The following is a 19,079-nucleotide window of genomic DNA, read 5'->3' on the forward strand; positions in this document are numbered from 1 at the left end:
GTCTTGGAAAATCTGGGTCGCAAAAAGCTAGCCGGCGTTTTCCACCACGTCGGTGAACTGGGTGGCAATCAGCACCGCGCCGCACGAAGTCTTCATGCCCGCCACGGCCACGCCCTTGCCATACAGCGAAGTGCTCACCACGCCTTCCACAATGGTGTGGGTGCCGCGGCACTTGGGGCACGACACTTTATGGCCGATGTAGGCCACGGGTTTGCCGTGGCATATATCGGATGGCGAACCTTCCAGCACCTTGCCATGGTGGCTGGTGGGGTCGCCCTGACGAATAATTTCTCCTGCCATGATGTCCTCGTAATCTATTCCCACCCCAGATAAGCGGAGAAAGCTTATCTGATTTGCATGAGTGGCGGCGTACGGGAGGATTATTGCGGGCAACCGTCAATGAACAGCTTGAGCTCGCCGGGCTGGAACGCAGTCCATTGTTCGTTGGTGGTCAGAGGCTGGGTGACGATGATGGCCACGCGGTCGTTGGGCGTGGTGACCTGGGCAAAGTCGACGCTGACGTCCTCGTCGGACAGCTTGGCGGTATCGAACGGATGCTGGCGCACCAGGTAGAACAGATTGGTCGAGCAATGGGCAAACAGCTCGCTGCCCGAGGACAGCATCATATTGAAGGTGCCATGGGTGGCAATCTCGTGCACCAGCGAACTCAGCACGGAGCGCAGCTGGTCCAGCGGCGGCCGCTGTTCGCCAAAGCGCGCGCGCAACTGCTGCAGGATGTAGCAGAAAGCGCGCTCGCTGTCGGTCGTGCCGACCGGCCGGAAAGCGCCGTTGAGCACGGGCGCGAATTCCTTGAGGTCGCCGTTATGGGCAAACACCCAGTACTGGCCCCACAGCTCGCGCACAAACGGATGGCAGTTTTCCAGCGCCACCACACCCTGCGTCGCCTTGCGGATGTGAGCAATCACATTGGTGGACTTGATTGGATAACGTTTGATGAGCTCGGCGATAGGCGAGGCAATCGCGGCCTGATGGTCGACAAAATGGCGTACGCCGGCGCCCTCGAAGAAGGCGATGCCCCAGCCGTCGTGGTGGGTATCGGTCTGGCCGCCACGCATGGCAAAGCCGGTAAAGCTGAACACAATGTCGGTCGGGACATTGCAGTTCATTCCTAGAAGTTGGCACATGGCGTGATTATACCCACGCCATGTGCAGCGCAGCCTAATTTAGTGCAGCAGCACGGGCTGGCTCATGATGGCATCGTAGCTGCCCAAGAATTCATCAATCTCGGCCATCGTTGGTTCGCCCGCGATGAGCTCATTGACGTCGCGGCGGAAATTCTGTGCCAGCACGCCAGCAATGAAGATCTCCCGCTTGCCGCCCTTGTCGACGATTTCATAGCCGCCAAAACGCAAGGCATCGAGATTACGGTCGGCACCGAACTCGACAACACTGTATTGCTCGCTGTTGTAGATGAGGTTCATTTTGCTTCCTTTCACAAGGGGCGAAACACCTGCGTTTCCGCCTTCAACCCAGAATTGGGGGTGAAAACGGCCGATTTCAAGGCCAATCAGCGGGCTGGGGCTAGGCCGCGATGTTGTCTTGCAAATTCAGCAAAGCCCCGTAGGGCGCCTCGGACAACCAGGAACGCAGCTGTTCCAGGTGCTCGGCGGAGGCCAGGCTGATGTAGAGCCGCGCGGGGGGACGGCGCAGCACACGGTTTAATGTTACTCGCAAAATCAGATTACCGCTGCAATGCAGGCAGCCTGGGGCAATACGCAACACTTGCGGCAAGGAATCAAAGGGGAAAGGACCGTCTTCGGGGTCAAAGGCCAGCGCCGCACCACCGTCCGACAAGCCCTCCAGAATGATGACGCTGAGCCCATCCTTGGGCAGATGGGCTGCGATGGCCGCCTCGCGCGCGCCGGCGCGGGGGCCCGTGACCAGCCAGGTTGGCACCGGCGGCCGCGAATGGTCGGCGCCGGTGGCCATCTTGCCTGTCACGCGCTCACACTCAGGCGTTTTTCTTGGCCAGTTTGCCTGGCTCCACGCCCAGCTGCTTGAGCTTGCGGTACAAGTGGGTACGTTCCAGGCCGGTCTTCTCGGCCACGCGCGTCATGCTGCCGCCTTCGCGGCCCAGGTGATGCTCGAAGTACATGCGTTCAAACGCATCGCGGGCTTCGCGCAGCGGCAGGTCGAACGACAGGTTGAACATGTGATTGTCGCTACCCGCCACCGTGGCGCCGCCACGCACCGAAATGGCCGAGGCCGGGTTTTGCTGCACAAAGCCCGGCTGCACCGTTTCTTCCGGCTGCGCTGCCACCACCGGACGTGGCGCCAGCGCCGGCGCGCGCACCGTCTCTTGCGCGCGCGTCAGGCCGGCCTGCACCGCCTTCAACAGTTTTTGCAGCGCGATCGGTTTTTCCAGGAAATTGAGCGCACCGATACGGGTAGCCTCCACTGCCGTATCGATGGTTGCGTGGCCCGACATCATGATGACCGGCATGGTCAGCAGACCGTCGCGCTGCCATTCCTTGAGCAGCGTTACGCCGTCAGTATCCGGCATCCAGATATCGAGCAGCACCAGGTCCGGCGCGCCTTGGGCACGCGCTTCGCGTGCCTGCTGGGCGTTCTCCGCCAGTTGTATTGCATGTCCCTCGTCGCTCAAGATTTCCGAGAGCAACTCACGGATACCCATTTCATCGTCCACTACCAGAATGTTTGCCATCTTCCCTTGCCTTCCTCATTTCGCCGTCTCATGGACAGCAATGATTTTTGTAGTCCTTGAACCTTAGGTATTTTGCGACGCCGGTGCTAACTTTAACAGCAAAATCAACACTGACGCGCCACTTCTATCGACATGGTTCTGAATATCGATTCGTCCGCCATGTTCTTCGATAATTTTCTTCACCATCGGCAGGCCCAGGCCAGTGCCCCGGGCCTTCGATGTGACATAGGGTTCAAACGCCCGCGCCAGGATTTTGGGCGCGAAACCAGGCCCATTATCGGCGATCGCCAGGCGGACCGCGGTACGCGTGCTACCGTCCGCGCCCTGATAATGAATGGCTTCCGTGGTCACGTCAATGCGTGCCTGCGGTGCGCCGTCCGGCAACTCGGCCATGGCGTCCTGCGCATTCTGCAGCAGGTTGTGGATGACCTGGCGCAGCTGGGTCTCGTCGCCCATGATGAAAGGCAGTCCGGCCGCCAGTTGCGGGTGAATAATGTCGTTGCCTTCGCCGCTGATGTACAGGTGCAGGATCTCGTCGATGAGCGCGTTCAGGTCCAGCGGCTGCAGCACGGCCGGCGGGGTTTTGGCATAGTCGCGGAAGTCGTCGACCATGCGCTTCATGGCCGCCACCTGGTTGACGATGGTGGCGGTGCCCTTGTTGAGCAGCTCGACGTCGGCCGGCATCAGCTTGTCTTCGAGCTTCATCTGCATGCGTTCGGCGGACAGCTGGATCGGCGTCAGCGGGTTCTTGATTTCGTGCGCCAGGCGGCGCGCCACCTCGCCCCAGGCGATCGAACGCTGGGCCGAGATCACGTCGGAGATATCGTCAAACACCACCAGGAAGCCGCTGCCGCTTTCAATCGGCAAGCGCGAGCCGCGCGTCAGCAGCGTCAGATCGTTGTCCTCGACGCCATTCGACGGCCGCGGCACCTCGATCTGGCGCTGCCAGTGCAGGCGCGCGATATTGCGGCCGGCCGCCGACTGCGCGCTCTGCGCTGCAAACGCCGCCACGATGGCGCCGCCGAATTCCTGCAGGCCTTCAATCTCGTCGAGCTTCTGGCCGATCATGGTGACGCCGGCCTGCTGCAGGATGCGTTCAACCGAGTCATTGCAGCTGATCAGGTGAAATTCATGGTCCAGCACCATCACGCCGGCCGACATATTCGCCAGCACCGATTCCAGGTGGGCCTTGGCGTTTTGCAGCGCGGTGCGGTTGCGCTCCACGGCGCTGCGGGCGTCGGACAGCTGGCGTGTCATGGTGTTGAACGACTGCGTCAGCGTGCCCAGTTCATCCGAGGTGGCGACAATCGGCCGCGGCGACAGGTCACCCTCAGCCACCGCGCGCGTGCCCTCGGCCAGCAGCAGCAGCGGCTGCGCCAGGTCGCTGGCGATCAGGAAAGCGCTGGCAATTGCGCCAAACACCGCCAGCAGCAAGGTCAGCGTCAGCGTCACGATGTACATTTTGCGCAGGCCGACGCGGGCGTCGAAACGCTCCTTGTAGTCGGCATAGGCGCGGCGGATGGTTTCGCCGTCGGCCGCCAGCTGCGATGGCGCCAGCTGGATCAGCTGCAGATAGCGCGGCGCCAGATGCGTACCGTTGGGCTGGATGTGATCGGGTATCGCCATCAGCACGCGCAGACGCAGCTGGTTGCTGGCTTCGGCCGGCGTCATGGGCGCCACCGGCGCGTTGACCAGGTCGCTGTGCAGCTCATTGCCGCCCTCCGGCCCGCCGTACACCTCGTCCTTCTTCACCTTGGCCATCATGTCGCGCGTCGGCAAGTCGGCGCTCAGGTTGCCGGCGCGGCTGGCGCGCGCACTCACCACCAGGCCGCCTTCGGCATCGACAATGATGGCGTTCTGCAGGCCCGGCTCGTTCTTGACCACGGCCGCCAGCGTCGCGCGCTCGGTACCGAACGGCCGGTCGGCCAGTTCCTGCACGGTGCGGGTGGCAGTGACGGTGAGTTCGCCGACCGCGCGGTCGAGGCCGGCGCGGCTCAGGTTGATGCCGGACTCGAGCGCCTCCTCGACCGGCACGTTGAACCAGGATTCAATCGAATGGGAAACGAACTGCACCGAGACCAGGAAGATCACCAGGCCCGGCAGCACGCCGATGGCGGCAAACAGCAGCACCAGCCGCGTCATCAGCTTGGAGCCGAATTTGCCAGCCTTATAGCGCGAGTACAGACGGAACAGCGAAACGATCACCAGCAGCGACAGCGACACCGCCACGGCCGCGTTCAGGCCCAGCAGCCAGGCGTAATAGCGGTCAAAGAAGCCGGAATTGTCGGATGCCGACGCCAGCAGGAACAGCAGGATGCTGACGATGGCGCCGCCAACGACTGAAAAATACCGCAGGGCCGTATTCACTTACTCGGCCCTGTACTGGAAGGATTTCTTGTCGGACGCCAGGCGCCACTCATTGTTGTTCAGGGCATTGACCTTGAGCGGCTTGGGCACGAAATTGGGGTCCAGCCCCATGCTCAGCTTGACGTTATAGGTTTCGCCCACCTTGAGCGCGCCGCGCTGCGCCACCAGCCAGCGGTTGGGGCGGCGGATCAGGAACAGCGCGTCTTCCAGCGAGGAAAAGCTCTGGTGGACGCTGCCGCTGACGGCCACATTGTACTGGCGCGTCAGCACGTTGTAGGACAGGCTGATGGTCTGGCGGTTGGTGATGGCTTTTTCATCGAACCAGTACCAGCGCGGACGCGTGAATTCGATTTCGGTGTAGAAGTACAGCGTTTTTCCGTACTGCAACGCCTCTTCCATTTCATGGCTGAGTTCAAACCCATACGTGGCCGACAGGCGGTAGCCGTCGTCGGTCGCTTCGACCAGCGCGCGGCGGATTTCGACACCCTCGGCCGCATAGGACGGCTGTGGCAGCAATGCCAGCATCAGCAGCAGAGAGGCGGTTAGAAGTCGAAAAAATCGGAGCGTCACGTGTGGGCCGGTACTCAAGAGCTTACGCATTTTTCTGGAACAGCGCGTAGAACAAACCATCGTGATCCTGCCCGGAGCCACCGACGGGGAGCAATTGACCGGGCGCATCCAGACGGACGGCCTGGTTGCGTAGTGCAAAAGCGGCCGCCTGCGCCTCGGATTCCTGCGGCCACAAGGAACATGTCACGAATAGCAATTTACCACCCGGGGCCAGCATCTGCCAAAGGTTGTCCAGGATTTTGCCGGAAAGTGTTGCAAGTTGGAGCGTGTCACCCTTGCGGCGCAGCCAGCGGATATCCGGATGGCGGCGCACGATGCCGGAGGCGGTGCACGGCACATCGGCCAGGATGCGGTCGAACGGCTGGCCATCCCACCAGCCATTGGACTGGGCATCGGCCGGCTTCAGCGTGGCCTGCAAGTGCAAGCGTTCAAGGTTTTCGCCGACGCGCGCCAGGCGCTTGGGATCGGCGTCCAGCGCCGTAACCTGGGCCTCGGCCAGCTCAAGGATATGGCAGGTTTTACCGCCCGGCGCTGCGCAAGCATCCAGCACGCGCATGCCGTCCTGGACGTCCAGCAGCGGCGCGGCCAGCTGGGCGCCGGCATCCTGCACCGAGACCAGGCCTTCGGCAAAGCCGGGAATCAGCTGCACGCCGACCGGCTTGGCCAGGCGTACGGCGTACGGCCCGATCTGGGTGGCGGCCATGCCGGCCTGTTCCAGCCTGGCCAGGTAGTCTGCCATGCTGGTCTTGCGCGCATTGATGCGCAGGGTCAGCGGTGGCGTGTTGTTGCCTGAAGCTAGAATTTCCTGCCATTGTTGCGGCCAGGCCGTCTTGACCGCATCGATCCACCACTGCGGATAATTCCATTTGGCAACAGGTTGCAGCAGGGCCGCATCCAGCAAGACCTTGCGCTCACGCAGGAAACGGCGCAGCACGGCGTTGATCATACCCTTGGCGCGGGCCGTGTCCGGGTGTGATTCGGCCGCCGTCACGGTCTGGTCGACCACGGTGAAATCTTCGTAAGGTTTGACCTCGTCCGGCGCAGTCAGCAGCGCCAGCGCGCACGACAGCAAGGCTGACACCAGCGCTTCGGGTGCCTTGGGCGCCATTTGCGCAGTCAGCACCTCGCTCTGGCCCAGCTGGCGCATGGCGCGGTAGGCGATGTCCTGCATGGCGCCGCGCGTCTGCGGCGTGGTTTCATGTTTGGCCCACACCTGGGCCAGCGCCTGTGGCAGGTTGGTGCCGGTTTTCACCTGGGCGATGGCATTGGCGGCGCCGATCAGGCTATAGGCCAGCGAATCGGCTTTGAGGCCGGTCTGGAAACTGGTCTGCAACGCCGGTTTCAGGTCGCGCGCATGGCTAGAGCGCAGTTTCGGCGCTGCCGGCTTGGCGGGCGACTTCAAAGTGAGCGTTGAACGCTTGTTCATATGATAATTCCAGTGGGTAACGGCCGTGATCGCGCAGTATACAGGAGAGCCTATGACATGGCGATTACGGCGTTAGTAAACGGTTGTATCAATTTATGTCAAAAGTGCAGACACTTTGAGGCGTATTATCGGCCCATGGCGACGCAAATCACACCCGAATCCGCTACCGGCCAAATCCTGGCGCAGCTGGCTGATACTAACCAGCGGCTGGCTGAGACGATCCTGCAGCTGGCCGATACGAACCAGCGGCTGACTGAGACGAACCAGCGGCTGACTGAGACAAACCTGCAGCTGGCCGATACGAACAAACGGCTGGCCATAGTAGAAATGGACGTTGCGGTAATCAAGTCGAACTACGCGAGACGGGAAGATATCGCCAAATCAGAGAACACCCTGCTCAAATGGTTTATCACTACCGCGATTACCCTGGCTGGCTTGTCAGGCAGCCTGGCGTTTCTCGCTGCCAGATTTATTCATTAAGCAACTCCAGCTGCCCGCCTCATTCCCCGCAAGTCGCCCCCCTGCCCAGCCAACACAGTATAATTACCGCTGTTTGGCCGGTGCCAGCGCACCCGCCGTTTCCACTATCTGATGAATTTTTAAGCGCATGTTAGCCCAACAAAAACAAGATATCACCGCCCTGTTCCAGGCCGCCCTCGCCCCGATTCTGTCCGGCACCGAAGTGGTTGCCAACGTCGTACTGGAGCGACCACGCGATCCGTCCCACGGCGACGTGGCGTGCAACATCGCGATGCAGTTGGCCAAACAGCTCAAAATGAATCCGCGCGAACTGGCCACCAGGCTGGTGGATGCGCTGCTGGCCGACCCGGCCCGCAACGGCCTGATCGACGCTGCAGAAATCGCCGGCCCAGGCTTCATCAACCTGCGCGTGAGCGCGGCCGCCAAGCAGTCAGTGGTCAAGAGCGTGCTGGCGCAAGGCGCAGCCTACGGCCAGGCCAGCGCCGGTGCAGGCAAGAAAGTCATCATCGAATTCGTCTCGGCCAACCCGACCGGTCCGCTGCACGTGGGCCACGGCCGCCAGGCGGCGCTGGGCGACGCGTTGTCGTCGCTGTTCGTTTCGCAGGGCTACGATGTGACCCGCGAGTTCTACTACAACGACGCCGGCGTACAGATCCAGACCCTGGCCAACTCGGTGCAGGCGCGCCTGCGCGGCTTCAAGCCGGGCGACGCGCAATGGCCGGAGTCGGCCTACAACGGCGACTACATCGCCGACATCGCCGAAGACTTCAAGCAGAAGAAAACCGTATCGGCCTCCGACGGTTCGCCAGCCACCGCCTCGGGCGACGTGGAAGACATCGAATCGATCCGCGCCTTTGCCGTGACCTATCTGCGCAACGAGCAGGACATCGACCTGCAAGCTTTCGGCGTCAAGTTCGACAACTACTACCTCGAGTCCTCGCTGTACGCAGACGGCAAGGTGGACGCCGCCGTCGACATGCTGAACAAATCCGGCAAGACCTACGAAGAAGAAGGCGCGCTGTGGCTGCGCACCGAAGACTACGGCGACGACAAGAACCGTGTGATGCGCAAGAAGGACGGCACCTACACCTACTTCGTGCCGGACGTGGCCTACCACATCGTCAAATTCCAGCGCGGCTTCACGCAAGCGATCAACGTCCAGGGCTCCGACCACCACGGCACCATCGCCCGCGTGCGCGCCGGCCTGCAGGCAGTCAACGTCGGCATCCCGCAAGGCTACCCTGACTACGTGCTGCACAAAATGGTCACCGTGATGAAGGGCGGCGAAGAGGTCAAGATCTCCAAGCGTGCCGGCTCCTACGTCACCGTGCGCGACCTGATCGAATGGTCGGGCGGCGGTGAGATCGAGAAAGGCCGCGACGCCGTGCGCTTCTTCCTGATCTCGCGTAAAGCCGACACCGAATTCGTGTTCGACGTTGACGTCGCACTGAAGACCTCCGACGAAAACCCGGTCTATTACGTGCAGTACGCCCACGCGCGCATCTGCCGCATGCTGGAACAGTGGACCGGCGATGAAGCCGCGCTGGCCAACGTCGACCTGTCGCCACTGACCGCGCCAACCGAAGCGGCGCTGCTGGCCACCCTGGCTGCCTACCCGGAAACGCTGGCGCGCGCGCAGGCGGAACTGGGTCCGCACCAGATCGCGTTCTACCTGCGCGACCTGGCCGCCAACCTGCACAGCTTCTACTTCGCCGAACGCGTGCTGGTCGACGACGAAGCCCTGAAAGGCGCGCGTATCGCCCTGATGGTCGCGACCCGCCAGGTGCTGCGTAACGGCCTGGCGCTGATCGGCGTTTCGGCTCCCAACAAAATGTAATTGCGAAGGACATCCCGCACAATGAATTTCCGCTCCAGCTTTACTCCACGTTCGCAACAGCAGGGCAATACTTTCGTCGGCATCGTTATCGGTCTGGTCATCGGCCTGAGTATCGCTGTCGTCGTCGCACTGATGATTACCAAAGGCTCGACGCCGTTCACGGACAAGGGCCATCCGAGCAAGGCAGCGGAACCGACTGCGGGACAGGTCGCCGATCCTAACAAGCCAATGTACGGCAACAAGGATGCAGCGCGCGAAGCGGCCAAGGACTTCAGCAAGGACCAGCAGCCAGCAACGGCGGCTACGCCGGCGCCAACCGCACCGGCGGTACCGGCGGCGCCGTCCAAGCCGGCAGCCGACCAGCTGCAAGCGATGGTCGACAAGATCCAGGGCACGCCAGCACCGGCGGCAAAGCCGGCGCCTGCGGCCGCGCCTAACGCGGCCAACGTCGCGCCGCAGCCGGCCGCCAAAGCCGCACCGGCCGCCGACACAGCCGCCGGCGACGACAAATTCATCTACTACCTGCAAGCAGGCGCCTTCCGTGAAGTGGCCGATGCGGAAAACGCCCGTGCCAAGCTGGCCTTGCTGGGCTTTGAAGCCAATATTTCGGACCGTTCCACCGACACCGGCGTGCTGCATCGTGTACGCCTGGGTCCTTACAACCAGGTGGAAACCATGAACAAGGTCCGTGGCAAACTGTCTGAAAACGGCATTGACGTTGCCGTCGTCCGCAACCAGAAATAACCCAAGGAGTAACGATGCGCTTCCTGAAATTCGCCCTGACCGCTTTCGCGCTGAGCGCAGTCGCACTGACTGCCTCGGCCTCTCCCGCCGATCCAAAGAACGGCGTGGAGTACAAAACGCTGAAAGCGCCGCAAGCTGTGGACACCGGCAAAAAAGTCGAGATCATCGAGTTCTTCGACTACGCCTGCCCGCACTGCGCCGCCTTCGACAGCGCGCTGGGCGCATGGGTGAAAAAACAGGGCGACAACATCGTCTTCAAGCGCATGCACATCTCGCGTCCGGGCACCGACCTGCCGCAGGAAAAAATGTTCTTCACGCTGGAAGCCATGGGCGTGCTGACGCCTGAACTGCATGCCAAAGCCTTCAACGAAATCCACGTCAACCACAATCCGCTGCGCCGCGACGAACAGGTATTCGAGTTCATCGCCAAGCAAGGCGTGGACAAGCAGAAGTTCATCGACACCTACCGTGGCTTCGGCGTCGCGGGCCGCGTGCGCAAGTCGGTATCGATGATGGATGCCTACGAAATCGACTCCTGGCCGACGTTGACCGTGGACGGCAAATACCAGACCTCCCCGACCATGGCCGACGCTGAAAAGCAGTCTGCCACCACCGAAGCGCAGCTGCATGGTGAAGTGACGCAGGTGCTGGACGCGCTGGTCACCAAAGCCAAGGCAGAGAAGAAGTAGACATGACGCCTTTGCGCGTCTTCATCACCGGCGCTTCCAGCGGCCTGGGCGCCGCGCTGGCCCGCCAGTATGCGGCGCAAGGCGCCACCCTCGGCCTGCTGGCCCGGCGTGGCGAAGTCCTCGCCGATTTCATCGCCACACTGCCCAACGCACAGCAGCACCGCGCCTATGCGGTGGATGTGCGCGACCATGCCGCCATCAACGCCGCCGCGCAGGCCTTCCTCGCGCACGCGGGTGGTATCGATGTGGTGATCGCCAATGCCGGAGTGTCCGCCGGCACGCTCACGGAACACGCGGAAGACATCGCCGTGTTTGCCGACATTATCAACACCAATGTGATCGCCACCGCAGCCACCTTCTCGCCCTTCATCGCTGCCATGCGCGCGCAGCGCACGCCGGGCCGGCTGGTGGGCATCGGCAGCGTGGCCGGCATCCGTGGCCTGCCAGGCGCGGAGGCGTACAGCGCCTCCAAGGCTGCCGTCATCAGCTACTGCGAATCGCTGCGGCTGGAGATGAAGCCATATGGCATCCGCGTCGTGACCATCTGCCCCGGCTACATCGATACGCCGATGACGCAGGGGAATCCCTACCCCATGCCGTTCCTGATGGCGCCTGAAAAATTTGCCGCGGCCGCAGCCGGTGTTATCAGCGCTGGCCGCAGCTACGCCGTCATTCCGTGGCAAATGGGCATTGTCGCCAAGCTGCTGCGCATGCTGCCGAACGTGATCTACGACCTGGCCTTCAGCAAAGCGCCGCACAAACCCCGTAAAACAGCATCATGAGTAATTTATCCGCCGCCGCGATCAGCGCCCATTGCGCCACCTCCGCCAGCCATATCGCGATTGAAACCGTCGCCGAAACCGGCTCCACCAATGCCGACCTGCTGGCGCGCATCGGCACGCTGCCAGGCCCGGTGCTGCGCATCGCGGAAAACCAGACTGCAGGCCGTGGCCGCGCCGGCCGCAGCTGGCTGTCCAGACCTGGCGCCGCGCTGATGTTCTCGCTGGCCTGGCGCTTCAAAGGCCCGCTGCACAATATGTCCGGCCTGCCGATGGCGGTGGGCGTGGCGCTGGCTGAAACCATTGTTTCGCTGGGCGTGCCGGTACAGATCAAATGGCCCAACGACCTGCTGCGCGACGGCGCCAAGCTGGCCGGCATTTTGGTCGAAACGCAGAAGACCGATGACGCCATCTGGGCCGTGATCGGCTGTGGACTCAACCTGTTGATGCCGGACGAACTGGAAGCGCAGATCGGCCGCGAAGTGGCAAGCGCGCCATGGCTGGCGCAGATGGACCGCAATCAGCTGATGGCGGCCCTGCTCAGCCGCCTGGCCGCCGTGCTGGCCGAATTCGACGATACCGGCTTCGCCCCATTCACGGAGCGCTGGAATGCGCTGCATGCGTGGCATGGCAAGGACGTGGTCCTGCTGGACAACGGCGCCGTAATGCAGCAAGGCCGCGCCGCCGGCGTGGACGCCATCGGCCGCCTGCTGCTGGATACGGACCAGGGCCGCGTTGAAATCCTCTCCGGCGACGTCTCGCTGCGCTTATCGGGAACACAACCATGATCTTGCTAATCGATGCTGGCAACACTCGCGTCAAATGGGCGCTGGCCACGGCGGACACGCCACTGGGCGCATGGATCGACAGCGGCGCCGTCACCCACGCCGACATGCCGCAACTGGAACTGGCCTGGTGCGAAGCCGCCGCCACCCACGGCGTCGAGCGCGTACTGATCGCCAACGTGGCCGGCAACGCACTGCGCGTGCAGCTGGAATATGTGCTGCAACGCTGCCTGCCCGATCTGCCGCTGGAGTGGTTTGCCTCGCTGCCCGCGCTGGCCGGCCTGACCAACGGCTACCGCAACCCCGGCCAGTTGGGCTGCGACCGTTTTGCCGCCGCCATTGCCGGCCATATGCTGGCGCCGGGCCTGCCCGTCATCGTGGTCAACTGCGGCACCGCCACCACCATCGATGCGGTAACGGCGGACGGCGTTTTCCTCGGTGGGATGATCTTGCCCGGCCTGGGCCTGATGGCCAGCTCGCTGGCCCGTAATACCGCCCAGTTGCCGCAGATCGCACAAGACGGTAAGCTGCCAGATGGATTTGCCGACAATACCGACGACGCCATCCTGAGCGGCATTCTGGCCGCGCAAGGCGGCGCCATCGAACATGCCTGCGTCCGGCACCACGCGACCGAGTGCATCATTTCCGGCGGTGCGGCGCCCTACATTGCGCCCATGCTGAAAGTGCCGTACCGTATCGTTGAAAACATTGTACTGATCGGATTACACGCTGCCGTCAGCAGCGCCGAATAAGAGGAAAGCCCTGTGCTGAAGTTTATTTTCTGGTCCCTGCTCGCTGTGAACGCCGCGCTGTTCGCGTATGGACGCGGCTACCTGGGCCACTTCAGCGGCAACGAGCACGAACCGGAGCGCCTGCTCAACCAGCTCAACGCCGACAAGCTGGCCATCATCCCGGCCGACAAAGCCAATGCGGCCAGCGTCGCCGCCACCGCGCCGGCCGCGCCCGAAATCAAGCCGGAAGCTTGCGTGGAAGTCTCCAGCTTCGTGCTGGCCGATGCGCGCCGTTTTGAAAATCAGCTGGAGGCGCTGAAACTGGGCGACCGGCAGTCGCGCCACAACCTGCCGGGCAGCGAGGTATCGAGCTATATCGTTTATATTCCACCGCAAGGCAGCAAGGAAGGCGCGGATAAAAAGGCCGGCGAACTGCGCGCGCTGGGGGTCACCAACTACTTCATCATGTCCGACAATACGCCGCTGCGCTGGGGGATCTCGCTGGGCGTGTTCAAGACCGAAGGCGCAGCACAGAACCAGCTGGCGGCACTCATGAAGCAAGGCGTGCGGACCGCGCGCGTTGCCCCTCGCATGAGCGGCAGCAAGCTGCTGGCCTTCCAGTTCCGCGACGTCGATCCGGAACTGAAAGCGAAACTGGAAAAAATCCGCGCCGGCTTCCCGAACGCGGACATCCGCAGCTGCAAATAGATCGGTTTAAATTCAGCGCTGAACCACGATGGGTTTGAGGCCCAGTGACGAAGGCAGCCCTTGTGCCGCCTGCTGCGCTTCCTGGCGGCTCGCATACGGACCGCCGAACAGGCGGAACACCGAACCGCCCTGCACCACTTCCAGGCCATTCAGCTTGCTGGTCAGCTTGGCACGTACCGCTTCCGCATTTTCCGCGCGCGAGTAGGCGCCCAGTTGCAGATAGAAGCCGCCCGCCGCAGCCGGTGCTGGCGCCGCATAATCCGACGGCGCGCGATCAGCGAGCATGAGCGTTTCGATATCTTTCGGTGTCCCCGCGGCGCTAGTTGGCGCGGATGGTGTCAGCACCAGCGGCTGATTGATCATGGTCGCTGTGACGGTAGGTGTCGGTGCACCGGACGCCTGCGTCAGACGGTCCTTGGGCTGCGGCGTCAGACGCGCCTTGGTGGTGCCGGAGACGCCTTCACGCGTGGCGAGAATACGGTCTATCTCTTCCGGCAGGATACGTTCAATCTTGAGCTCATGACTGCCCTTGCCCAGCAAGCCCAGTTTCAGCGCCGCCGTGTACGACACATCGATGGCGCGGTTGGCGTGGAATGGGCCGCGGTCATTGATACGCACAATGACGACGGCGCCGCTCAGCATATTGGTCAGGCGTGCATACGATGGAATTGGCAGCACCGGATGCGCAGCCGTCATCTTGTACATATCGTACAGCTCACCGGACGAGGTGCGCTGGCCATGGAATTTTTTGCCGTACCAGCTGCCCACGCCGATCTGCGTGAACGGCTGGTCGTCGGTGATCGGCGTATAGGTTTTGCCGAAGACGACGTAAGGACGGTTGGAACGTGGCAGCAGCGGATCATTGCGCACATCGGCGTCCGGCGTTTCCATCAGATTCGGTGGCGGCGATTCGCCAGGGCCGTCGTCCTGGTAATAGCCGCCACGCCCCGAATTCGCGGGCGGCAGCACCGGCAGCGAAGGATCGGCCTTGCCGGTGGAAGGCGCTTTGATGACCGGTCCCGTGGCCGTCACGGGACGTGGCGATGGCTGGTTGGCCACCGGCGCCGTGCCGCAGCCGGCCAGCGCCAGCGCCGCCGCCATGGCCGACAGCTTCAGGAGATGATTACGTTGCAGGCGCATCGCTGGTCTCCGCTTCTTGTTTTTCCACTTTGTTCTTGTCCTTCTCCACCGGGCGTTTGCCAAGCAGGTAATAGTCGAGCGCCTTGCGTGCAATTGGCGCGGCCTGCTCGCCGCCCTTGCCGGCGTTTTCCACCACCATGGCCAGCACGATTTGCGGCTTGTCCACCGGCGCAAATGCGGTGAACAGCGCATTGTCGCGCAAGCGCTCGGCCAGTCTGGCGGCGTTGTATTTCTCCCCCTTCTTGATCGTGATGATCTGCGCGGTGCCGGTCTTGCCGCCCACCGTGTAGCCTGCACCGGCAAAGGCGCGGTAGCCCGTTCCGCCTGGCTCGCTGGTCACGCCCACCATGGCGTTCTTGATGAAGTCGATGTTCTCCTGCTTGAGCGGGATGCGGTAACTCTCCTGCGCCACCGTCAGCTTACGCGCATGCGAGGCGCCATCCTCCACAATTTTCACCAGGTGCGGCTTCATCACCACACCGTTATTGGCCAGATTGGCAACAGCGTGCGCGATCTGCAAAATCGTGTAGGCGTTAAGTCCGGAACCATTGCTGACCGAGATAGTATCACCACCGACCCAGCGTCCTGCCGCACCTTTGAAACGGTTGCGCTTCCATTCCGGCGAAGGCAAGGCGCCGGTCTTTTCGTTTTCCAGGTCGATGCCAGTCTTCTGTCCGAAGCCGAATGGCTGCATGAAATCGTGAATCGCATCGATGCCCAGGTCATGCCCCAGCGCGTAGTAATAGGTGTTACACGAGACGATGATGGACTTGCGCATATCCACCGATCCATGGCCGCCGGCCAGGTCGTCGTTGAAGCGGTGGTTGCCCAGCACGTAGTAGCCCGGGTCATACGTCACCTGCGTTGGCGTGCGCTTGCCCAGTTCCAGCGCGGCCAGCGCCATGAAGGGCTTGAAGGTGGAACCGGGCGCATAAGTGCCGGACAGCGGGCGGTTGAACATGGGCCGCGCTGCCGAGTTATTCAGCTCATCCCAGCTTTGCGCGTCGATGCCATCAACGAACAGGTTGGGATCGTAACCGGGACGCGAGACGTAGGCGAGAATGTCGCCCGTTTCAGGATTGATCGCCACCATCGCGCCGCGCCGGTCGCCGAAAGCTTCTTCGACAATTTTTTGCAGTTCAATATCGATCGACAGTACCAGGTTGCTGCCTGCCGCCGGCGGCTTGCGCGACAGCGTGCGTACCGCGCGGCCACCGGCGGAGACTTCCACTTCTTCGTAACCGGTCTGGCCGTGCAGCTGCTTCTCGTAGCTCTTCTCCAGCCCTTCCTTGCCGATATAGCTGCTGCCGCGGTAGTTGGACGCGTCGTCGCCGTCCTCCAGCGCATCGGCTTCGGCGCGGTTGACGCGGCCGATGTAGCCGATCACGTGCGAGGCCGTTTCGCCCAGCGGATACTGGCGAAACAGGCGCGCCTGCACTTCCACGCCAGGAAAGCGGAAATGCTGGGCACTGAAGCGCGCGACTTCTTCGTCGGTGAGGCGGGTGCGCAGCGGCACGCTTTCGAAACCTTTGGATTCCTCCTGCATCTTCCTGAAGCGCTTGCGGTCCTTGACATCGACCGTCACCAGCTTGGCCAGTTCGTCGATGGTTTCGTCCAGCGTGGCGGTCAGCTTGGACGGCGTAATCTCCAGCGTGTATGCCGAGTAGTTGCGGGCCAGGACCACGCCGTTGCGGTCCAAAATCAGGCCGCGGTTCGGCACGATGGGCACCAGGGAAATGCGGTTCTCTTCTGCCTTCACCGCGAAGTCGCTGTACTTGATGATCTGCAGCCAGACAAACCGCACCAGCAGCAGGAAGAAGCAAAGGAATACCAGGCCGCCCAGCACCGTGACGCGCAGGCGGAACTCGCGCATTTCAACTTCGGTATCTTTAATCTCGGTCATGCGCGCACTCCGGTGCGTAGTTCCCGGCTATGCCGCTGAATGCTCATCAGGATGCCGCCGCCCAGGCCCAGCGTCATCAGCGCCGTGCCGCCGTAGCTCATGAAGGGCAGCGGTACGCCAACCACCGGCACAATGCCGCTGACCATGCCCATGTTGACGAAAGCATAGGTGAAATAAATCATGGTGATGGCGCCGGCCAGCAGGCGCGTGAACAGTGTCGGCGCATTCAGCGTGATGCTCAGGCCACGCCAGATCAGCAGCAAATACAGCATCATCAGCACCAGGTTGCCGGCCAGGCCAAACTCCTCGGAGAACACGGCAAAGATAAAGTCGGTGGTGCGCTCCGGGATGAACTCCAGGTGGGCCTGTGTGCCGTGCGTCCAGCCTTTGCCCGTCACGCCGCCAGAGCCAATCGCGATCATCGACTGGATAATGTGGAAACCCTTGCCCAGCGGGTCGTGGTAAGGATCGATCAGCGTCAGCACGCGGTCGCGCTGGTAGTCGTGCATGAAGCTCCACAGCACCGGCAGGCCAGCGGCGCCGGTCGCCACCAGTGCGCCCAGCGCTTTCCAGGACAGGCCGCCAAGGAAGATCACACAGGCGCCGGCCGCAGTCACCAGCATGGCCGTGCCCAGGTCCGGCTGGCGCGCGATCAGGCCGGCCGGTATCGCCAGCAGCACCGCCGCTATCGCATACGACTGCCAGCGGATATGTCCCTGCTCGCGCTGGAAGAACCACGCCAGCATGAGCGGCATGGCGATCTTCATTAATTCGGAAGGCTGGATCTGCGTGCCGATATATAGCCAGCGGCGCGAGCCGCCCTTGATGATGCCGAACAGCGCCACCGCCACCAGCAATGCCACGCCCGCCATATACACCGGCACCGCCAGCCGCATCATCGTCTGGGGAGAGATATTCGCGACAAGCCACATCACCAGCACGGCCGCCGCAATGTTACGCAACTGGTCCCACACCTTGCCGGGAATGGCGATGCCGGCCGAGTACAGCGTGACCAGGCCGACCGATAACAGGGCTGCAATGATGAGCGCCAGCGGCGCGTCAAACACCATCACATGGGGGCGCAGCCGCTGCCACCACGTGCGTCCTTGCGCAAGGCCCATCAGGTCTGCACCAGCTTGCGATGGCGTTGTATGCTCATCAGGATGCCGGCGCCCAGGCCCAGCGTCAGCAGCGCCGTGCCGCCATAGCTCATGAACGGCAACGGCACGCCCACCACCGGCAGGATGCCGCTCACCATGCCCATGTTGACGAAGGCGTAGGTGAAGTAGATCATGGTCACGGCGCCAGCCAGCAGGCGGGTGAAGAAGTTGGGGGCATTCCCGGCGATCATCAGGCCGCGGCCAATCAGCATCAGGTACAGCACCATCAGGATCAGATTGCCGACCAGGCCAAATTCCTCCGAGTAGACGGCGAAGATAAAGTCGGTGGTGCGTTCAGGGATAAATTCCAGGTGGGCCTGGGTGCCATGCGTCCAGCCCTTGCCCGTCACGCCGCCGGAACCGACCGCGATGGTGGACTGGATGATGTGGAAGCCCTTGCCCAGCGGGTCAGTGGTTGGATCGATCAGCGTCATCACGCGTTCGCGCTGGTAGTCGTGCAGCACCGACCAGATGATGGGCAGCGCCGCCGCGCCGGCGACAAACAATCCCACCAGCGCCTTCCATGACAGCCCCGCCAGGAAGATCACGCAAAAGCCCGCAGCCACCACCAGCAGCGCCGTTCCCAGGTCGGGCTGGCGCACGATCAGGCCGACCGGCACCACCAGCAACAGCACCGCAATCGCGTATGACTGCCAGGTCAGATGGCCGGAGCGGCTCTGGAAGTACCAGGCCAGCATCAGCGGCATGACGATTTTCATGAACTCCGACGGCTGTATGTCGATCCCCACGTGCAGCCAGCGCCGCGCGCCCAGCTTGATGGTGCCGAACAGCGCCACGCACACCAGCAGGAACACCCCGATTGCATAAGCCGGAACGGCAATCCGCATCATCATCTGCGGCGAGATATTCGCCACCACCCACATGATGAAGAAGGACAGGAAGATATTGCGCACCTGGTCTTCCATCTTGCCTGGAATGCCGATGCTGGCCGAATACAGCGTAATCAAGCTCACCGTCAGCAGCATGATGATGATGGCGGTCAGCGGGCCGTCAAAGACGGTGAAATAGGGTCGCATGCGACGCCACAGCGAACGTCTTTCATGTATGCGCATG

At 62.5% G+C, this 19,079-nt stretch carries 20 protein-coding genes; 8 read left to right on the plus strand and 12 right to left on the minus strand.

The window, feature by feature from the left end:
• Positions 1 to 27 precede the first annotated feature (27 nt).
• From GTP58_RS22155 to rsmB, 8 genes are all read right to left on the minus strand, one after another.
• Positions 28 to 300, minus strand: a complete 273-nt coding sequence (locus GTP58_RS22155) for a PAAR domain-containing protein (RefSeq protein WP_161079280.1) — start codon at positions 298 to 300, stop codon at positions 28 to 30.
• An 80-nt stretch (positions 301 to 380) separates the two neighbouring features.
• Positions 381 to 1,145, minus strand: coding sequence for a class II glutamine amidotransferase (locus GTP58_RS22160; RefSeq protein ID WP_072789069.1), 765 nt, complete (start codon positions 1,143 to 1,145; stop codon positions 381 to 383).
• 39 nt (positions 1,146 to 1,184) lie between these two features.
• A complete protein-coding gene (locus GTP58_RS22165) occupies positions 1,185 to 1,442 on the minus strand; it encodes a DUF3567 domain-containing protein (RefSeq protein ID WP_072789072.1) in 258 nt (85 codons plus the stop codon).
• Positions 1,443 to 1,542: 100 nt separating this feature from the next.
• Complete coding sequence (locus tag GTP58_RS22170; RefSeq protein WP_161079355.1) at positions 1,543 to 1,950, minus strand: GTPase; 408 nt, start codon at positions 1,948 to 1,950, stop codon at positions 1,543 to 1,545.
• A gap of 22 nt (positions 1,951 to 1,972) precedes the next feature.
• The gene (locus GTP58_RS22175; protein ID WP_072789077.1) at positions 1,973 to 2,686 is read right to left on the minus strand and encodes a response regulator; all 714 of its coding nucleotides are present in this window, start codon (positions 2,684 to 2,686) and stop codon (positions 1,973 to 1,975) included.
• Positions 2,687 to 2,749: 63 nt separating this feature from the next.
• Positions 2,750 to 5,053 carry an ATP-binding protein gene (locus GTP58_RS22180; RefSeq protein ID WP_161079281.1) on the minus strand — a complete coding sequence of 768 codons (2,304 nt, stop codon included), beginning with the start codon at positions 5,051 to 5,053 and terminating at the stop codon, positions 2,750 to 2,752.
• Positions 5,054 to 5,653 carry a DUF4390 domain-containing protein gene (locus GTP58_RS22185; RefSeq protein ID WP_072789079.1) on the minus strand — a complete coding sequence of 200 codons (600 nt, stop codon included), beginning with the start codon at positions 5,651 to 5,653 and terminating at the stop codon, positions 5,054 to 5,056. It abuts the gene before it with no gap.
• Positions 5,646 to 7,049, minus strand: coding sequence for a 16S rRNA (cytosine(967)-C(5))-methyltransferase RsmB (gene rsmB, locus GTP58_RS22190; RefSeq protein WP_161079282.1), 1,404 nt, complete (start codon positions 7,047 to 7,049; stop codon positions 5,646 to 5,648). Before rsmB ends, GTP58_RS22185 begins: the two co-directional genes overlap by 8 nt.
• Before the next feature lie 135 nt (positions 7,050 to 7,184).
• Between rsmB and GTP58_RS31465 the strand changes: the two genes are divergently transcribed.
• The 8 genes from GTP58_RS31465 to GTP58_RS22230 all read left to right on the plus strand — a co-directional run bounded on the left by GTP58_RS31465 (position 7,185) and on the right by GTP58_RS22230 (position 13,802).
• Positions 7,185 to 7,529 (plus strand): hypothetical protein, encoded by a 345-nt coding sequence (locus GTP58_RS31465; protein WP_229215692.1) that lies wholly within the window; start codon positions 7,185 to 7,187, stop codon positions 7,527 to 7,529.
• Between the two features lie 127 nt (positions 7,530 to 7,656).
• On the plus strand, positions 7,657 to 9,366 hold the full coding sequence (argS, locus tag GTP58_RS22200) for an arginine--tRNA ligase (protein ID WP_161079283.1): 1,710 nt from the start codon (positions 7,657 to 7,659) through the stop codon (positions 9,364 to 9,366).
• A gap of 21 nt (positions 9,367 to 9,387) precedes the next feature.
• Positions 9,388 to 10,110 carry an SPOR domain-containing protein gene (locus GTP58_RS22205; protein ID WP_161079284.1) on the plus strand — a complete coding sequence of 241 codons (723 nt, stop codon included), beginning with the start codon at positions 9,388 to 9,390 and terminating at the stop codon, positions 10,108 to 10,110.
• Positions 10,111 to 10,124: 14 nt separating this feature from the next.
• Positions 10,125 to 10,799 (plus strand): thiol:disulfide interchange protein DsbA/DsbL, encoded by a 675-nt coding sequence (locus GTP58_RS22210; RefSeq protein ID WP_072789084.1) that lies wholly within the window; start codon positions 10,125 to 10,127, stop codon positions 10,797 to 10,799.
• A gap of 2 nt (positions 10,800 to 10,801) precedes the next feature.
• Positions 10,802 to 11,581, plus strand: a complete 780-nt coding sequence (locus GTP58_RS22215; RefSeq protein ID WP_161079285.1) for an SDR family oxidoreductase — start codon at positions 10,802 to 10,804, stop codon at positions 11,579 to 11,581.
• Positions 11,578 to 12,366 carry a biotin--[acetyl-CoA-carboxylase] ligase gene (locus GTP58_RS22220; protein WP_161079286.1) on the plus strand — a complete coding sequence of 263 codons (789 nt, stop codon included), beginning with the start codon at positions 11,578 to 11,580 and terminating at the stop codon, positions 12,364 to 12,366. Before GTP58_RS22215 ends, GTP58_RS22220 begins: the two co-directional genes overlap by 4 nt.
• On the plus strand, positions 12,363 to 13,115 hold the full coding sequence (locus tag GTP58_RS22225) for a type III pantothenate kinase (protein WP_161079287.1): 753 nt from the start codon (positions 12,363 to 12,365) through the stop codon (positions 13,113 to 13,115). The genes GTP58_RS22220 and GTP58_RS22225 overlap by 4 nt, the downstream gene beginning before the upstream one ends.
• A 12-nt stretch (positions 13,116 to 13,127) precedes the next feature.
• Positions 13,128 to 13,802 (plus strand): SPOR domain-containing protein, encoded by a 675-nt coding sequence (locus GTP58_RS22230; protein ID WP_161079288.1) that lies wholly within the window; start codon positions 13,128 to 13,130, stop codon positions 13,800 to 13,802.
• 12 nt (positions 13,803 to 13,814) lie between these two features.
• Here GTP58_RS22230 and GTP58_RS22235 read toward each other — a convergent pair whose 3' ends face one another.
• From GTP58_RS22235 to rodA (GTP58_RS22250), 4 genes are read right to left on the minus strand one after another with little or no spacing between them, the layout of a single operon-like run.
• On the minus strand, positions 13,815 to 14,942 hold the full coding sequence (locus GTP58_RS22235) for a septal ring lytic transglycosylase RlpA family protein (RefSeq protein ID WP_161079289.1): 1,128 nt from the start codon (positions 14,940 to 14,942) through the stop codon (positions 13,815 to 13,817).
• Positions 14,926 to 16,845: a penicillin-binding protein 2 gene (gene mrdA / locus GTP58_RS22240; protein ID WP_161079290.1), complete on the minus strand. Its 1,920-nt coding sequence runs from the start codon at positions 16,843 to 16,845 to the stop codon at positions 14,926 to 14,928. The genes GTP58_RS22235 and mrdA overlap by 17 nt, the downstream gene beginning before the upstream one ends.
• A complete protein-coding gene (rodA, locus tag GTP58_RS22245) occupies positions 16,842 to 17,966 on the minus strand; it encodes a rod shape-determining protein RodA (protein ID WP_161079291.1) in 1,125 nt (374 codons plus the stop codon). The genes mrdA and rodA (GTP58_RS22245) overlap by 4 nt, the downstream gene beginning before the upstream one ends.
• Positions 17,966 to 19,078 (minus strand): rod shape-determining protein RodA, encoded by a 1,113-nt coding sequence (gene rodA / locus GTP58_RS22250; protein ID WP_072789097.1) that lies wholly within the window; start codon positions 19,076 to 19,078, stop codon positions 17,966 to 17,968. Before rodA (GTP58_RS22250) ends, rodA (GTP58_RS22245) begins: the two co-directional genes overlap by 1 nt.
• Position 19,079: the final 1 nt, after the last annotated feature.

Origin of the sequence: Duganella sp. CY15W (assembly GCF_009857555.1) — a bacterium.
In the GTDB taxonomy this organism is placed as follows: domain Bacteria; phylum Pseudomonadota; class Gammaproteobacteria; order Burkholderiales; family Burkholderiaceae_D; genus Rugamonas; species Rugamonas sacchari.

Coding starts and splice junctions, on each gene's coding strand:
- GTP58_RS22155 (WP_161079280.1), bottom strand. CDS start 300: ATGGCAGGAGAAATTATTCGTCAGGGCGACCCCACCAGCCACCATGGC.
- GTP58_RS22160 (WP_072789069.1), bottom strand. CDS start 1,145: ATGTGCCAACTTCTAGGAATGAACTGCAATGTCCCGACCGACATTGTG.
- GTP58_RS22165 (WP_072789072.1), bottom strand. CDS start 1,442: ATGAACCTCATCTACAACAGCGAGCAATACAGTGTTGTCGAGTTCGGT.
- GTP58_RS22170 (WP_161079355.1), bottom strand. CDS start 1,950: ATGGCCACCGGCGCCGACCATTCGCGGCCGCCGGTGCCAACCTGGCTG.
- GTP58_RS22175 (WP_072789077.1), bottom strand. CDS start 2,686: ATGGCAAACATTCTGGTAGTGGACGATGAAATGGGTATCCGTGAGTTG.
- GTP58_RS22185 (WP_072789079.1), bottom strand. CDS start 5,653: ATGCGTAAGCTCTTGAGTACCGGCCCACACGTGACGCTCCGATTTTTT.
- rsmB (WP_161079282.1), bottom strand. CDS start 7,049: ATGAACAAGCGTTCAACGCTCACTTTGAAGTCGCCCGCCAAGCCGGCA.
- GTP58_RS31465 (WP_229215692.1), top strand. CDS start 7,185: ATGGCGACGCAAATCACACCCGAATCCGCTACCGGCCAAATCCTGGCG.
- argS (WP_161079283.1), top strand. CDS start 7,657: ATGTTAGCCCAACAAAAACAAGATATCACCGCCCTGTTCCAGGCCGCC.
- GTP58_RS22205 (WP_161079284.1), top strand. CDS start 9,388: ATGAATTTCCGCTCCAGCTTTACTCCACGTTCGCAACAGCAGGGCAAT.
- GTP58_RS22210 (WP_072789084.1), top strand. CDS start 10,125: ATGCGCTTCCTGAAATTCGCCCTGACCGCTTTCGCGCTGAGCGCAGTC.
- GTP58_RS22215 (WP_161079285.1), top strand. CDS start 10,802: ATGACGCCTTTGCGCGTCTTCATCACCGGCGCTTCCAGCGGCCTGGGC.
- GTP58_RS22220 (WP_161079286.1), top strand. CDS start 11,578: ATGAGTAATTTATCCGCCGCCGCGATCAGCGCCCATTGCGCCACCTCC.
- GTP58_RS22225 (WP_161079287.1), top strand. CDS start 12,363: ATGATCTTGCTAATCGATGCTGGCAACACTCGCGTCAAATGGGCGCTG.
- GTP58_RS22235 (WP_161079289.1), bottom strand. CDS start 14,942: ATGCGCCTGCAACGTAATCATCTCCTGAAGCTGTCGGCCATGGCGGCG.
- mrdA (WP_161079290.1), bottom strand. CDS start 16,845: ATGACCGAGATTAAAGATACCGAAGTTGAAATGCGCGAGTTCCGCCTG.
- rodA (WP_161079291.1), bottom strand. CDS start 17,966: ATGGGCCTTGCGCAAGGACGCACGTGGTGGCAGCGGCTGCGCCCCCAT.
- rodA (WP_072789097.1), bottom strand. CDS start 19,078: ATGCGCATACATGAAAGACGTTCGCTGTGGCGTCGCATGCGACCCTAT.